Source organism: Burkholderia sp. BCC1047, from assembly GCF_902833155.1.
In the GTDB taxonomy this organism is placed as follows: domain Bacteria; phylum Pseudomonadota; class Gammaproteobacteria; order Burkholderiales; family Burkholderiaceae; genus Burkholderia; species Burkholderia sola.
This window is the reverse complement of sequence record NZ_CADFEH010000007.1, coordinates 224,534-238,948: the sequence shown is the minus strand read 5'-3', so window position 1 is coordinate 238,948 and position 14,415 is coordinate 224,534. Positions and strand designations below refer to the sequence as shown.

The following is a 14,415-nucleotide window of genomic DNA, read 5'->3' as shown; positions in this document are numbered from 1 at the left end:
GTCGGGCATTCTTATGGGTGTTCATCCGGCTGGGTTCCTGGAAGGTTGGGTGTTTGGCGACTTCCAGTCTCCCAGACTCAGTCCGGATGAACCATCGATACAACCTATTGAAGCTTCACACCTAGCCGGGCCATATCCCGCCATATCGCACGTGCACGGCCCGGCGTATGATCGGCGTCAGGCCGGCGCGCTGACGGCATACCCCGGCACGGCCTTCCAGGATTCCATGACATGGTGAACCCGCTTCATTTCGATCTGCAGTCGCTGCGCGTGTTCGCGCTCGTCGCCGAGCACGGCAGCCTGACGAAGGCGGCCGAACACGGCCAGCTCACGCTGTCCGCGGTCAGCAAGCGCATCGCCGAACTCGAAAGCGTGACCGGCAGCGCGCTGTTCGTCCGGCATGCGCGCGGCGTCGAGCTGACGCCCGCGGGCCGCGCGCTGCTCGATCATGCGGCGAAGGTGATCGAGCAGGTGAACCGGATGGCGCACGAGATGAGCGACTACGTCGCCGGCGTGCGCGGCCACATCCACGTGTGGACCAACACATCGGCGATCGTGCAGTTCCTGCCCGCCGATCTTGCCGCGTTCCTCACCGACCACCCCGGCATCAAGGTCAGTCTCGAGGAGCGGCTGAGCCACGAGATCGTCGACGCGCTCGCGTCGGGCAAGGCCGATCTCGGCGTATTCGCCGACAACGTGCCGGCGCCCGGCATCGACCGGCGGCTGTACCGGCGCGACGAGCTCGTGCTGCTCGTGCCGCGCACGCACCGGTTCGCCGCGCGCGACAGCATCCGCTTCGCGGATACGCTCGACGAGGACTACGTAGGCTTGAGCGACGGCAGCTCGCTGCTCGCGCGGATGACCGACGCCGCGTTCGCGGCCGAGCGCTCGCTGAAGCTGCGGATCCAGGTATCGAATTTCGACGGCGTGAGCCGGATGATCGAGGCCGGCCTCGGCATCGGCGTGCTGCCGCGCGACGCGGTGACCGGCGAGCGCGCGGCGCGGCTCGGTGTCGTGAAGCTCGACGACGCGTGGGCAACGCGCACGCTGTGGGTCGGCGTGAAGGCCGACACGGTGCTGACGACCGACGTCGCGAAGCTGTTCGATTTCATGTCGGCGCGGTGAATGCGATGGTGCGATAGTGCGATGAAACGGCGACGCACGGGCATGCGCCCGTGCGCGCCGTGCCGACTGCCGCGTCAAACCGGATTGATCTCATCCTGGCTGCGCCGCGTGGTCAGCGGCCCCAGCACGCGCAGCGTGACGGCGACGACGCCGAGCGCGGCCGAGATCACGCCGAACATCGCGCCCGCGCCGTAGTTGACGAGCACCGGCAGCAACACGAACGGCAGCGCGCCGCTGACGATGCGCGACAGCGCATAGGTGCTCCCGATCGCCGTCGAGCGTACGCGTGCCGGGAAGATCTCGGCCTGATACACGTGATACGCGTTGCTGAACACGTTCGACGCGCACGTCGTCAGGAATCCGAAGCCGACGATCAGCACGGTATTGCCCGAATACGCGAAGCACAGCCCGAACACCGCGATCGACAGGATCGACACGATCACGAGCGTGCGGCGCTCGATCCAGTTGAGCAGCGGAATCGACAGCAGCGACCCGATCGGATAGCCGATGAACGATAGCGCGATGAACAGCGTGCTGTCCGTCACGTCGAAACCGCGGCTTTTCACGACCGTGCCGGCCAGCGTGCCGAATCCGTAATAGCCGAAGCCCTGGAACAGGTGAAAGATCGCCAGCATCAGGTAGCGCGCGCCATACGGTTGGCGGCGCAGCAGCGCGATGCGCTCGCCGAGCCCGAGCGGCCGCTGCGGCTCGGCCGGTTCCGCGAAGTGTTCGGGCACGCGCACGCCGGCGCTTTCCGCAAAGCGCCGCAGCGCCGCGTGCGCCTCGGCCGTGCGGCCTTGCGCGAGCAGCCAGCGCGGGCTTTCCGGCAGCCGGTGCTGGACGAACAGCACGTATACGGCGCCGAGGCTGCCGATCGCGAGAATGATGCGCCAGCCGGCGACGCCCGCCACATGCAGCGGGTTCAGCCACAGCGCGAGAAAGCCGACGAGCGGCACCGCGACATACGAAGTCGTATAGGCCCACGCGGCGAGCCGGCCGCGCTTGTCCTTCGGCAGGATTTCGGACAGGAAGCTGTCGGCAACCGGATAGATCGCGCCGACGCCGATGCCGGTCAGGAAACGGCAGGCCACGAGCATATCGGCGTTCACCGAAAATGCACCGACCAGCGAGAACGCGCTGTACCACCCGAGCGTGAGCAGGAACGCCTTGCGCCGGCCGATACGGTCGGCCAGGCTGCCCAGGCACATCGCGCCGACGAACATGCCGATGAACGCGGACGCCAGCAACAGCTTGAAATCGGCGCTTTGCCGGCTCAGCCCGTATTCGTGCTGCAACGCGGAGCCGATCGTACTGACGAGAAAGATCTCGTACATGTCGAAGAACAACCCGATGCCGATCACCCAGACGACGAATCGATGCAACGCACCGACCGGCAGATCGTCCATGAAATCGCCGAGCGTGACGCGGCGGCCGGGGAGGGCCGCTGCGTCGACGCCGGCGCCGGCTCCTGCTGAGGCGGCCAGCGGGCGAGCGGACGCGGGTTTGCCCGCGTGGCCGTCGAGGTCGAGGGATTGGCTGTTCATCGTGTCTCCTGATTATCGATATGCGGTGTTGCGGGCTCTGCCGTTCGCGACCGGGGTAACGTATCGGCCGCGCGACGCGACGACAGGCATCGCCGGGCTCGCGCAAGTGCTGGCCATGCGGGCTGCGCCGATCGTCCGACACATGGTGGGCAAATCGGCGGCACGTGATAATTGAGGATGTCTCAAGCCTCCTTTCCTGAGCAGAAAGGGTGGGGCGCGCGCGGTGGCCAGATTCGCGCGGCAGGCCGTTGCAGCCTGCGTGGCGGGCGGGTGCATATCGAAAACGATGCGCACCCGCACCGTCGGCGGTCCGGGAAAACCATGACGCCGGTTGCGTGGCCGCCGGCGCAACCGCCGCCGACGGCCACACGGTCGTGCTCAATCGGCGGGCACGAACGCCGTCCCATGAAACACGCGCACGGCAATCGAGCGGTTACAACGCGTGCTGGACAAACCGCACGAGCCGCCGATTTGCAATGTCCTGTATCCGCGCCGACCACCGATACAGTGCGATACACCGCCCGCGCGCGGGTTCGCTATAAAGCAGGCATGACCTCTTCCGGAGTCCATCATGTCTGCAACCTGGTTCAAGGGGTCCTGCCATTGCGGGGCCGTCAAATTCGAAGTCACGACGGCGATTGCGCCGGCCGTTCGCTGCAACTGCAGTCTGTGCCGCCGGCGCGGCGCGCTGATGAGCCCGATGTTCGCCGCCGCCAATCTGAGAGTCATCGAAGGCGAGGACGCACTGACGTGCTATCGCTTCAACACGCACACCGCGCGTCACTACTTCTGCAGCGGCTGCGGCGTCTATCCGTTCCACCAGACCCGCAAGGATCCGGCCTGCTGGCGCGTCAATCTCGGTTGCCTCGACGGCGTCGATCCGTATGCGCTCGACGCGACGGTCGCCGATGGCGCGAGCCTTTCGGTCGTGGAGGACGCATGAAACGCTGGCTGATGATCCTGCTGTTTGCCGCGGGCGGCCTCGCGACCGAAATCGCGCATCCGGTGCAGTGCACGTTGCTGTCGGTGAGCCGTCAGCAAACCGGCAAGCGCCGCAAGCCGGGCTGAGCGCTCCACGCGCCAACCGATCGACCCCGATTATCATGCTTCCGATAAGATCGCATGCGATATATAATGCGATTGTCTGCGACCGTTCGTGTCGCTGGAGGAAGTCCATGAAACCGACCGAAACCCCGTCGCCTGCCGCGCCGAAGCTGTCCGAGTTCCTGTGCTTTGCGATTTACTCGGCGAACCTCGCGTTCGGCAAGGCGTACAAGCCGATCCTCGACGAGCTCGGCCTTACGTATACGCAATACATCACGATCATCGCGCTGTGGGAGCAGGACAACCAGACCGTCGGCCAGCTCGGCGAGAAGCTGTTCCTCGAATCCAATACGCTGACGCCGATCCTGAAGAAGCTCGAGGCAATGGGCTATCTGGAGCGGCACCGCGATCCGTCCGACGAGCGCCAGGTGCTCGTCAGCCTGACGAAAAGCGGCCGCCGCGTGCGCGAAAAAGGGCTCGACATGAACCTGGTCGAAGCGACCGGGCTGAAGCCGGACGAGTTCGCGAAGGTGCAGAAGGCGATCGTCACGCTGCGCGGCAACCTGATCCGCTCGACCGACGCATAAAAACACTCAGGCGCGACAAGCGGCCGACGCGGGCATCGCGCCGGCTGCGCCGTCATGCGCGCGCATCGTCCAGCACCAGCAGGTGCATCTCGCGACGGACGACGAAACCGAGCGCAAGATAGCGCTCGATCGCCACCTGGTTCGTCGTGAGGACGTGCAGGAAAGGCGTTTGCGAACGCGCACCGATCGTCGCGATCAACGACCGGATCAGCCGCGCGGCCAGCCCTTGCCGCCGAAACGCGGCATCCACGCAGACGGCGCTGATCTCGGTATATCCGTCCACCTGCATCCGCTCGCCGGCCATCGCGGCCAGCCGGCCGTCACGGCGCACGCCGATGTAGTGGCCGAGCTCGAACGTGCGCGGGCCGAACGGGCCCGGCTGCGCGGCGGCGGTCAGCGCGAGCATGTCCGGCACGTCGGCTTCGCCGAGTGGGACATGCTCCGATTCGGGGGCCGGCTCGAACGTCCGTTCGCAAGTCATCTGAAGCAACGTCGCGCGCCGGATCACCGACAATCCCGCTGGCGGCTCCATTTCGTCCGGCGTGACGAGCGCCGCCGGCCCGTGTGCAGCGATCAGCATGCGCAGTGCGTCGAACGACGCCGGGCTCGTATCGTCGATCGCGGCAAACGGCGCGATGGCCGCCGGGAACCGCAGCGCACGGCCGTCGCCGAGCACAAAACGGCGCTGCCTGCCCGTGAGCGCATTCCAGACGACCCGGTCGAGCACGTGCGCATCGCCTGTCGTGTTTGCGGTCATCGCGTCCGGCATCGGCGGCTCCTTGGTGGAAGATGGGGGCCGCACAGAATAATCCTGGATGGGCCGGGCAGGTAGCACCGTCAACGCAGATCCGCGCAACATGAAAAAAGCGCATGCGATTGCATCGCATGCGCTTTATATGGGGGCTTCGGCGACCGAATTCGCCGTAGCGCGCTCAATGTCCGAAATAGATCGAGCGCTCGGCGGTGCGCAGCGTGTTTCGGCTGCCGGACTGCGTGGCGCCGCCGGCGTCGTTGCCGTAACCGGCTGTCTGCGTATCGGCCGCGACGGCGCCGTCGTCCCGAATTCGTTTCAGCGCCGCCTGGATATTGTCCGGGTAGTTCGGATCGTTGGGGCGATTCGGCTGGTAGCCGGCTTGCTGCAACGCGGCCAGTTCCGCACGCACCTGCGCACGGGTGACGGTGCTTTCGCTTGCAAAAACCGGCGCGGCGACGGCGGCCGACACGGCAACGAGAAGGGCGGCAATCAGTTGGGTTTTCATTTTTCACCTCGATAGAAAAGGAATTCGGGAAGCGCACCGCACGCCGGCCATCGGCGTCGTTCGCGTGTTCGTTCAATGGCCGAAGTAGATCGAGCGTTCGGCAATACGCGTCGCCGGCCGGCTGCCCGACTGCGTCGCGGCGGCGGCATCGTTGCCGTAACCGGATGCCGACGTATCGGCCGCCACCGCATCGTTCGCATGAATGCGCGTCAACGCGGCCTGCAGGTCGGCCGGGTAATGCGGATCGTTCGCGCGGCCCGGCCGATAGCCGGCTTGTTCAAGCTGGACGAGCTCGGCGCGTACTTGCGCGCGGGAGACGACGGCTGCGTCGGCAAACGCCGGTGCGGCGACAGAAGCGGAAACGGCGACGAGAAGGGCAGCGATCAATTGGGTTTTCATCATTCACCTCGACAAAATGGAATCAGGAATAAAAGGACTCGGGTTCACGTACCGGCATGGTGCTCAGTGACCGAAATACACCGAGCGCTCGGTCACGCTTGCGACATATCGGCGGCCGGATTGCGTCGCGGTGTCGCCGTTGCTGCCGTAGCCGGCAGCCGATGCGTTGGCCGCGACGGCATCGTCGGCGTGGATCTGCGTCAGCGCGGCCTGCAGATCGTTCGGGTAGGTGGCGTCGGTCGCGCGGTTCAGCGGATAGCCGACGTGTTGAAGCTGCGCGAGTTCGGCGCGCACCTGCGCACGCGTCACGGCGGCTTCATTGGCAAACGCCGGAGCGGCAACGGCGGACGAAACAGCGACGAGCAGCGCAGCGATCAATTGGGTCTTCATTTTTCACCTCGATAGAAAAGGAATCGGAAATTCGGGAGGGCGGCGCTCGGCCGCCCGATGCAACGTTCAGGCGATCCGGATCTCGACGTCGATGTTGCCGCGCGTCGCCTTCGAATACGGGCAGGTCTGGTGTGCGGCGTCGACGATGCGTCGCACGACGTCGCGTTCGAGCCCCGGCACGCTCACGTTCAACCGGGCCTGCAGGAAGTACGCGTTGCCCGCCGTGCCAAGATCGACTTCGGCGTCGACCGCGAGATCGGCCGGCAGCGTCACCTTCTCGGCACGCGCCGCAAGCTGCATCGCGCCGATGAAGCAGGCCGACCAGCCGGCCGCGAACAGCTGTTCCGGGTTGGTGCCGGTGCCGGCGCTGCCCGGCGACGACAACTGGATGTCGAGGCGGCCGTCGGAACTGCGCGCCGTGCCGTCGCGGCCGCCGGAAGTCGTATGCGTCTTGCCCGTGTACAGCACTTTGTCGATCTTGCTCATCATTTGCTCCGTCAGTTGAGGTTTGTGTCAGATGCGATTCGATCGCATGCGACGCAGTTTCCGCCTCGCCGCCGCTCACGTCAAGCGGATTCGATTAAATCGCATGCGATATTTTGTATTTCAATGTATCTGAAACGCGTTGAGCCTTTCCTGGCAAGGCTTTCAGGCGATTTCGCCCCCAATGAACCACGGCCGCCAGGTAGACGATGCGGTTTCGCCGCTGTGGTTCTTGGCCGATAGGGTTCGGACGCTCGGCGAGGTGATCGCCGCGCGCGAATGTCGAAACGTGGCGAGCGCTCGCGAGGGAACCGATTTTCCGGTGGTTTGATGACCTGAACCTTCTGTCGCGGAACATGCAGTTGGATAAAACAATGCATCTATCCGGATAACTTTTCTTATCACAATAGCACTGTCTATAAACCAAACTCGCCGTTTCAAAAACGCGCGGGCCACCGAACGTGCGCTCGATTCGAAGGGCAGGGAAGTGAATGCGCCGTCACGCCGGCGCGTTCATCCGCGCAAACAGCATCGTCAACACCTCCGCCGTTGCGCGCGAGACGTCGTGTGCGGTCGTGTCCACCAGCGCGTGCGCGCATTCGCGATACAGCGGGTCACGCATCCGGTACAGCGCGGCGAGCGTCTGCCGCGGCTCGCCCGCCTGCAGCAGCGGCCGACACCGCGCGTCGTCGCGCGTACGCCGCCACAGCACATCGGGGTCCGCATGCAGATAGATCACGCTGCCGCGTTCGCTCAGGCGTGCGCGGGTGCGCGGATTCAGAACCGCGCCTCCGCCGGTCGCCACGACCACGTTCGCGCGCTGCGTCAGCTCGTCGACGATCTGCGCTTCGAGCAGCCGAAAGCCGCCTTCGCCGACCAGGTCGAACAGCGCGGCGACCGAGCGCCCCATGCGCCGCTCGATCTCGTCGTCGCTGTCGGCGAACGCCCAGCCGAGCGAAGCCGCGAGCGCGCGGCCAAGCGTCGACTTGCCCGCGCCCATCATGCCGACCAGAAACGCGCGCCCGCCGGCCGTCGCGACGGCGGTGTTCATAGCCGTCGCGCGAGCGGCCAGCGCGCCCGCGTCGCCAGACAGATCCGTCGCGCGCGCACTGCGTCCGACAGCGTGTCGAGCGCCGCGCCGGTCGACGCGTCATCGGCGTCGAGCAGCGCGCCGAGTATCGGCTCGTCCGGATCGCCGGCTGCGATGTGTTCGGCCGCATCCGCCGCAATGGTTCGCGGCGTGCGTTCGGGCCCGGCGTCGCGCTCGGGCCGCCGCCACCTGCCGTGCAGATCGCGCCATCGCACGACCAGCCCGGAGAGCAGCGCACCGCCCGGCACGGCCGCGTCGTCGGGTGCCGTCGCCGAGCCGTCGGGCGTCGTACACCGTGTGACCCAGCTCGCGAATTCGAGCAGCGACGCATCGTGCGTGACCGTCGCCGCGTCGAGCGCGACGGCCACGCCGGCGTCCCGCAGCCGGCCGAGCAGCGTGCGCACGCCGTCGTGCGCGCCACCGCACGGCTGCAGCAGCACCTCCAGCTCGTCCTCGTGGCGATACGCGAGCGCACGGTGCCGCTCGAGCGCAGCCGGCTCGAGCAAGGCCTGCGCCGCATGCCGGACGATCACGATCGCCCGATCGTCCCGCCGCTCCACGATCGCGCCGATCCGGCGCCGGGCGCGCGCCACCGCGCAGCTCACGTGTCGCTCCCGAACGGGTGCGCACGCATCACAGCGATCCCTGGAATTCGAGCACGCGCGTCTTGAATTCGTCGGGCACGGGCAGCGTCGTGTTGTTCGCGTAATCGAACATCACGTGCGTCGACACGCCGCGCGCGACGATGGTCTGGTCGTCGCGCTCCATCAGGTGTTCGAGATCGAAGCTCTTGCTGCCGAAGCGCACGATGCTCGAGCGGATGGTCAGGTTGTCGCCGAATTGCGCGGGCGCGAGGTACTCGCACTGCGTCTTCACCATGATGTGCGGCAGTTTCTCGCTGCGGGGCAGGCCGAGCAGGTCGAACATGTAGCAGAGATACGAATGCTGCAGGTAGTCGTAATAGACGGGGCTGCTCACATGCCCCATCGAATCCGTATCGCGATACTTGACGTGAATAGGGGTTTCGTAATGCCGTTTCGACATGGTGACTCTCCGCAATGACTGGGTTGATTTATATTTTCGAGCCCGAATGGCCCTCGGGCATCCGAAAATTAATCGAACGACTATCGGGCCGCCACTATCAGAACGAATAGCGACGCGCGGCGGAAAGTCGCACCAGCCTGAAGTCCCCTCTGCGGAATCACACTCCATTTTCGAATGAAACCCAATGAATGCGTGATTCCGCACACCGCAGACGTACACGCACCGGGTTCCTCGATTATCGAATCCGACTCTTATTCTTCTCATTCATAAGGTTATGAATGAGAAACTGATAAATATGTTAGTTGCGCGTCGAAAGCGCCATTCAATACAGTCGCGCTGTAGTGAAAAAATCCCGTTCATTATCGACAGGAGGGCAGTCCCCATGCATGCAAACGCCTGGACGACAAACCGCGACGCCGTGTCGCGCTTGCCGTCCCCTGCGGATCTGGCCGGCGCACTGCCGCCGGCGTGGCGCGCGTCGCGCACCGTTCATACGACCCGCCGCGCGATCGTCGACGTGCTCGACGGCGCGGACGACCGGCTCGTGGTCATCGCCGGCCCGTGCTCGATACACGATCCCGACGCCGCGCGCGACTACGCGGCACGGCTCGCGCTGCAACGCGCGCGCTTCGCGGACGAGCTGGAAATCGTGATGCGCGTGTACTTCGAGAAGCCGCGCACGACAGTCGGCTGGAAGGGGTTGATCAACGATCCGCTGCTCGACGGCAGCGACCGGATCGACGTCGGGCTGCAGACGGCCCGCGCGCTGCTGTGCGACCTCAACGGCGCGGAGATGCCGGCCGCGACCGAGTTTCTCGATCCGCTGTCGCCGCGCTACCTGGCCGATCTGGTCGCCTGGGGCGCGATCGGCGCGCGCACCGTGGAGTCGCAGGTGCATCGCGAGCTGGCATCGTCGCTGCCGATTCCGATCGGCTTCAAGAACGGCACCGACGGCAATGTCCAGGTCGCCGTCGATGCGATGCGCGCGGCGGCGCACGCGCACCGATTCCTGTCGATCGATGCCGACGGCCGGCTATGCGCGAGCGCGTCGCCCGGCAATCCGCATACGCACGTCGTGCTGCGCGGCGGGCGCGAGCCGAATTTCGACGCGGCCGCCGTGCATGCCGCCTGCGAGCGGATGACGGCCGCGCACGTCGCCCCGCGCGTGATGATCGACGTCAGTCACGGCAACAGCCGACGCCAGTACCGGAACCAGCTCGCCGTCGGCGCGGAAGTCGCCGCGCAGGTGGCGGCCGGCGATACGCGCATCGTCGGCGTGCTGATCGAGTCGCACCTGATCGAAGGGCGGCAGGATCTCGTGCCGGGCGTGCCGCTGCGCTACGGGCAGAGCATCACGGACGCGTGCCTGTCGTTCGCCGATACCGCGCAGCTGTTCGAGACGCTCGCGCACGCCGTGCGTACCCGGCGACGCGGCCATGCGCTGCCGCTCGGCGCCGAGTTCGCGCACGAGCCGCTGCTTGCCTGCTGCGCGTGAGCGGCCCGGCGCGACGCGCTCAGATGGCGGCTTCGTCATGGATCCGCGTCGCGTCGCCGGCCCACGCATCGCGATAGCGGGCCAGCCAGTGTTCGGCCTGGGTCGGCCCGCCGGTGACGATCTCGTCGAGCGGCGCGAGATACATCGATTCGTCGCGTCCGGCCGCATCCTTGCACGACCGCGCGCGCAGGCCGCGATGCGCGATCGCGAGCGCATCGGCCGCCACCGCGCGCAATGACCGGCCGTCGGCCGGCGTGTCGAGCCCGGTGCGCGGCACGTCGCGACGCAGCGCGAGCAGCGTGCCGCGGTCGATCTCGGCAGCGAGCGTCTCGGCTTCCGACAGCGCGGCCGGATCGTACAGCAGGCCGGTCCAGAACGCGGACAGCGCGACCATCATGTCCGGCGAGCCGGCATCGGCGCCGCGCATCTCGAGATAGCGCTTCAGCCGCACCTCGGTGAACACCGTGGTCAGATGGTCCGCGAAATCGCCCAGCGTCGGCATCTCGCCTTCGAGATGCGGAATGCGCCGCCGCAGAAAATCGCGGAACGTGTGCCCGGTCGCGTCCGCATAGCGATCGCCGCGCCGTACGAAGTACATCGGCACGTTGTCGAGCAGCCAGCTCACGTAGCGCTCGAAGCCGAAGCTGCGCGACAGGAACAGCGCCGGCACGCCGCAGCGATCCGCGTCGGTGTCGAGCCACGTGTCGGCGCGCGTCGACAGCAGGCCCGACGGGCGGCCGTCGCGGAACGGCGAATTCGCGAACAGCGCGGTCGCGACCGGCTGCAACGCGAGCGACACGCGCAGCTTGCGCGCCATGTCGCTTTCCGACGCGAAATCGAGGTTGACCTGCACGGTGCAGGTGCGCTGCATCATGTCGAGCCCGCGCGTGCCGACGCGCGGCATGTAGCGCCGCATGATCGCGTAGCGCTGCTTCGGCATCCACGGCAGCGCGTCGCGCGACAGGTGAGGGTGAAAACCGAGCGGCACGCAGCGCAGGCCGAGCGGATCGCATGCCGCACGGGCCGCGGCGAGGTGCGCATGCAGTTCGGTGTGCGTATCGTGCAGCGTATCGAGCGGCGCACCCGACAGTTCGAGCTGGCCGGCCGGTTCGAGCGAGATCGCGGCGCCGTCGCGCTGGATCACGCCGACGGTCTGCCCGGCATCGACGATCGGCGTCCCGTCGCCGCGCAGCCGCGCCAGCACCTCGGCGATGCCGGACGGTCCTTCATAACGCGCAGCCGCGTGCGTCGCGCGGGAAACGACGAACTTCTCGTGCTCGGTACCGATCCGGAACTGCGCGGCCGGCTTGCAGCCGGCGGCCAGATGATCGGCGAGCTGCTGCTCGGAGACGATCGGCGTGTTGTCCGATCCGACGGCGTTCGACATCGACATCCTCCACAGGTCACATTGGGCGACCGACCGGCCGGTCGCACGGCGACTATAGCGACGTCGATGCGCGCGCAGTACTGGCAGGGGTGATAGGGGGCCGGGCGATGCCGCACGGCATTACGGCTGCTTGCGCTTCGCGAAGTAATGCGCGGGCGAATCGCCGAACGCGCGGCGGAACATCGCGATGAAATTGCTCGGCGTCGCATAGCCGAGCGCATCCGCGATGTTGGCGACGCTGTCGCCGTTCGCCAGACGTTCGAGCGCATGCGTGAGCCGCGCCTGCTGCCGCCACTGCGCGAAGCTCGTGCCGGTTTCCGCGACGAACAGCCGGCTCAGCGTGCGGGCGGACAGCCCGGCCCATTCGGCCCACGCGTCGAGCGTCCGGCTGTCGTGCGGCTGCCCGAGGATCGCGTTGGCGATCCGCAGCAACCGCCGGTCGCGCGGCATCGGCAAGTGCAGCGGTTCGTGTGGCGCGCGGCGCATCTCGTCGAGCAGCACGACGCTCATGCGCGCCTGCTCGAGGTCGAGCCGGTCCTGGTCGGCCCACGACACGGCGCGCCGCACGAGCGCGCGCATCAGTTCGCTGATCGCGATCACGCACGGCTGGTCGGGCATCCGGCGGCTCGCGGCCGGTGCGATCACGACGCTCCAGCCGCTCAACGCACCGCTGATGCTGACCTTGTGCTGCTCGCCCGGCGGAATCCAGCCCGCGCGATGCGGCGGCAGCAGCCACGAACCGTGCGGCGTGCGCACGTGCGCGAACCCGCTTTCGACGCAGAACACCTGACCACGCAGATGGCTGTGCCAGTCGACCTCGCGCGTGCCGAGCTGGTAGGTGTTGCTGCCGTCGTCCTCGCCCCAGACGGCGATCAGCGACGGGCCGTCCGCGCGTTCGCTCGGATCGGCGTCGGCGCGTTGCGCCGCGCGGGCGGGAGAGGTGTCTCGGATGGGCATGGCCGGAATTCATTATTTTTTGTCTAAACAACATTATCAGCTTTGCCGGGGAGCGTCCAACAATGCGTGTCGTATTCAAACTCAAACGAATCCGAGGAATGCGATGCATGCAGTACTTGCTCCGCCGCCGCGCGATGCCGTCGCGCCGCGCGTCCTGTCGCGACTGGCCGTCGCCGTCGTGCTCGCCATGCTCGGCGCCTGCGCGAGCCGCGACGGGCTCACGCCCGCCGGCACGCTGCGCGGCGCCGATACGCTCGCCGCATCGCGCAGCCTCGCGCAGGCGCCGGCCGCCGACTGGCCGGCCGCCGACTGGTGGGTTGCGCTGAACGATACGCAACTGAATGCGCTGATCGACGAAGCGCTTGCCGGCAACCCGGATCTCGCGACCGCCGATGCGCGTGCGCGCGAAGCGCAGGCGCTCGTGATCGAAGCGCAGGCCGCCCGGCTGCCGCACCTCGTCGGCCGCGCCGGCGCGAAAGGGGAACGCACGTCCGCCACGCAGTTCTCGACGGGCGAGGGCGGCGGTGTCTTCAGCCACACGCGCGAGATCAATCTCGGCCTGAGCTGGGATCTCGATCTGTGGGGTGGCCGCCGCGCCGCGTGGGAAGCCGCGCTCGGCGAAGCGCGGGCCGCGCAAATCGATGCACGGGCCGCGCGCGTGCTGCTGTCCGTCAACGTCGCGCGCGCCTACGTGAATCTCGCCTATGCGTTCGATCAGCAGGACGTCGCGCGGGCCGAATACGACCGCGCCGACGAAGCGTTGTCGCTGACGCGGCAACGTGTCACGAAAGGCATCGACAACGTCGCGCAGCAGCGTCAGGCCGAAAGCGAAGTCGCGGCCGCGATGCGCGAGCAGGCACGCGCGGCGCAGGCGATCGACAGCGCGCGCATCGCGCTCGCGATCCTGCTCGGCGCAGGCCCCGATCGCGGCCTCGCGCTCGTCCGGCCCGCGCCGCTGCCCACCGCCGTGCTCGCGGTGCCGGCCGACCTGCCGGCCGCGCTGCTCGGCCGGCGCGCCGATCTCGTCGCCGCACGCTGGCGCGTGGAAGCCGCGAGCCGCAACGTCGCGGCCGCTCGCGCGGACTTCCTGCCCGACGTGAGTCTCACCGCGCTGATCGGTCTAGCGACGCGCGGCGGCGCATCGCTGTTCCAGGCCGCCTCGCGCACCTACAACGCCAGCCCGGCCGTGAGCCTGCCGATCTTCGACGGCGGCGAACGGCGCGGCGTGCTGCGCAAGCGCGACGCGCAATACGACGTCGCGGTCGCCGGCTACAACAAGACGCTGATCGGCGCGATCGGCGAGGTGGCCGACGATCTGCACCGGCTGCATTCGCTCGCGGTGCAGGCCGACGCGCAGCAGCGCGCGTTCGACGCCGCCACCGATGCATGGCGGCTCGCGGACGCGCGCTACCGGGCCGGCGTCGGCAGCTACCTCGACGCGCTCGTCGTACGCCAGCAGCTGTTGATCGCGAGTCGCGAAGTCGCCGCGTTGCGCGCCCAGCGCGCGGACCAGTCGCTGCAGCTCGTCGCCGCGCTCGGCGGCGGCTTCCATGCCGAGCCGGACGACGTCGCGCTCGCCGCCACTCCTTCCCACCGTCCTTGACATCGAAC

Annotated in this window: 19 protein-coding genes; 8 read left to right on the top strand and 11 right to left on the bottom strand. The window is 67.4% G+C overall.

What is annotated here, in order from left to right; translation table 11 throughout:
• Positions 1-238 (top strand): hypothetical protein (locus HWX55_RS35945; RefSeq protein ID WP_208458710.1); only part of this gene is annotated, 238 nt, incomplete at its 5' end.
• Positions 232-1,125 carry a LysR family transcriptional regulator gene (locus HWX55_RS10880; protein WP_089488446.1) on the top strand — a complete coding sequence of 298 codons (894 nt, stop codon included), beginning with the start codon at positions 232-234 and terminating at the stop codon, positions 1,123-1,125. The genes HWX55_RS35945 and HWX55_RS10880, both read left to right, overlap by 7 nt.
• 74 nt (positions 1,126-1,199) lie before the next feature.
• Here the strand turns inward: HWX55_RS10880 and HWX55_RS10875 are convergent, their stop codons facing one another.
• Entirely contained in the window at positions 1,200-2,669 is a 1,470-nt protein-coding gene (locus HWX55_RS10875; protein ID WP_175975583.1) for an MFS transporter, read from the bottom strand.
• 571 nt (positions 2,670-3,240) lie between these two features.
• Between HWX55_RS10875 and HWX55_RS10870 the strand changes: the two genes are divergently transcribed.
• From HWX55_RS10870 to HWX55_RS10865, 3 genes are all read left to right on the top strand, one after another.
• Positions 3,241-3,612: a GFA family protein gene (locus tag HWX55_RS10870; protein WP_175975582.1), complete on the top strand. Its 372-nt coding sequence runs from the start codon at positions 3,241-3,243 to the stop codon at positions 3,610-3,612.
• A complete protein-coding gene (locus HWX55_RS36325; RefSeq protein WP_256122098.1) occupies positions 3,609-3,737 on the top strand; it encodes a hypothetical protein in 129 nt (42 codons plus the stop codon). Before HWX55_RS10870 ends, HWX55_RS36325 begins: the two co-directional genes overlap by 4 nt.
• Positions 3,738-3,844: 107 nt before the next feature.
• Positions 3,845-4,300, top strand: a complete 456-nt coding sequence (locus HWX55_RS10865; protein ID WP_050012664.1) for a MarR family transcriptional regulator — start codon at positions 3,845-3,847, stop codon at positions 4,298-4,300.
• 52 nt (positions 4,301-4,352) lie between these two features.
• Here the strand turns inward: HWX55_RS10865 and HWX55_RS10860 are convergent, their stop codons facing one another.
• The 5 genes from HWX55_RS10860 to HWX55_RS10840 all read right to left on the bottom strand — a co-directional run bounded on the left by HWX55_RS10860 (position 4,353) and on the right by HWX55_RS10840 (position 6,834).
• A complete protein-coding gene (locus HWX55_RS10860; RefSeq protein ID WP_175975581.1) occupies positions 4,353-5,069 on the bottom strand; it encodes a GNAT family N-acetyltransferase in 717 nt (238 codons plus the stop codon).
• 163 nt (positions 5,070-5,232) lie between these two features.
• Positions 5,233-5,559 (bottom strand): DUF4148 domain-containing protein, encoded by a 327-nt coding sequence (locus HWX55_RS10855; RefSeq protein ID WP_175975580.1) that lies wholly within the window; start codon positions 5,557-5,559, stop codon positions 5,233-5,235.
• A 72-nt stretch (positions 5,560-5,631) separates the two neighbouring features.
• Positions 5,632-5,958 carry a DUF4148 domain-containing protein gene (locus HWX55_RS10850; RefSeq protein ID WP_175975579.1) on the bottom strand — a complete coding sequence of 109 codons (327 nt, stop codon included), beginning with the start codon at positions 5,956-5,958 and terminating at the stop codon, positions 5,632-5,634.
• Positions 5,959-6,021: 63 nt separating this feature from the next.
• Positions 6,022-6,348, bottom strand: coding sequence for a DUF4148 domain-containing protein (locus HWX55_RS10845; protein WP_175975578.1), 327 nt, complete (start codon positions 6,346-6,348; stop codon positions 6,022-6,024).
• Between the two features lie 66 nt (positions 6,349-6,414).
• Positions 6,415-6,834: an organic hydroperoxide resistance protein gene (locus HWX55_RS10840; RefSeq protein ID WP_175975577.1), complete on the bottom strand. Its 420-nt coding sequence runs from the start codon at positions 6,832-6,834 to the stop codon at positions 6,415-6,417.
• Between the two features lie 139 nt (positions 6,835-6,973).
• Here HWX55_RS10840 and HWX55_RS10835 point away from each other — a divergent pair, with 139 nt between their 5' ends.
• Positions 6,974-7,162 carry a hypothetical protein gene (locus HWX55_RS10835; RefSeq protein WP_175975576.1) on the top strand — a complete coding sequence of 63 codons (189 nt, stop codon included), beginning with the start codon at positions 6,974-6,976 and terminating at the stop codon, positions 7,160-7,162.
• Positions 7,163-7,330: 168 nt separating this feature from the next.
• Here the strand turns inward: HWX55_RS10835 and HWX55_RS10830 are convergent, their stop codons facing one another.
• Genes HWX55_RS10830 through HWX55_RS10820 form a run of 3 tightly spaced genes read right to left on the bottom strand, consistent with a single transcriptional unit; the run spans position 7,331 to position 8,965 of the window.
• Positions 7,331-7,882 (bottom strand): shikimate kinase, encoded by a 552-nt coding sequence (locus HWX55_RS10830; protein ID WP_175975575.1) that lies wholly within the window; start codon positions 7,880-7,882, stop codon positions 7,331-7,333.
• The gene (locus HWX55_RS10825; protein WP_175975574.1) at positions 7,879-8,526 is read right to left on the bottom strand and encodes a hypothetical protein; all 648 of its coding nucleotides are present in this window, start codon (positions 8,524-8,526) and stop codon (positions 7,879-7,881) included. The genes HWX55_RS10830 and HWX55_RS10825 overlap by 4 nt, the downstream gene beginning before the upstream one ends.
• Positions 8,527-8,554: 28 nt before the next feature.
• Positions 8,555-8,965, bottom strand: coding sequence for an acyl-CoA thioesterase (locus HWX55_RS10820; protein ID WP_050012672.1), 411 nt, complete (start codon positions 8,963-8,965; stop codon positions 8,555-8,557).
• 382 nt (positions 8,966-9,347) lie between these two features.
• Here HWX55_RS10820 and HWX55_RS10815 point away from each other — a divergent pair, with 382 nt between their 5' ends.
• Entirely contained in the window at positions 9,348-10,460 is a 1,113-nt protein-coding gene (locus HWX55_RS10815) for a 3-deoxy-7-phosphoheptulonate synthase (protein ID WP_060733859.1), read from the top strand.
• Between the two features lie 19 nt (positions 10,461-10,479).
• On the opposite strand, the gene HWX55_RS10810 is transcribed toward HWX55_RS10815, so the two are convergent.
• Positions 10,480-11,847: a glutamate--cysteine ligase gene (locus HWX55_RS10810; protein WP_175975573.1), complete on the bottom strand. Its 1,368-nt coding sequence runs from the start codon at positions 11,845-11,847 to the stop codon at positions 10,480-10,482.
• Between the two features lie 120 nt (positions 11,848-11,967).
• Complete coding sequence (locus tag HWX55_RS10805) at positions 11,968-12,804, bottom strand: helix-turn-helix transcriptional regulator (RefSeq protein ID WP_050012673.1); 837 nt, start codon at positions 12,802-12,804, stop codon at positions 11,968-11,970.
• Between the two features lie 103 nt (positions 12,805-12,907).
• Here HWX55_RS10805 and HWX55_RS10800 point away from each other — a divergent pair, with 103 nt between their 5' ends.
• Complete coding sequence (locus HWX55_RS10800) at positions 12,908-14,407, top strand: efflux transporter outer membrane subunit (RefSeq protein WP_175975572.1); 1,500 nt, start codon at positions 12,908-12,910, stop codon at positions 14,405-14,407.
• The last annotated feature ends 8 nt before the right edge of the window (positions 14,408-14,415 follow it).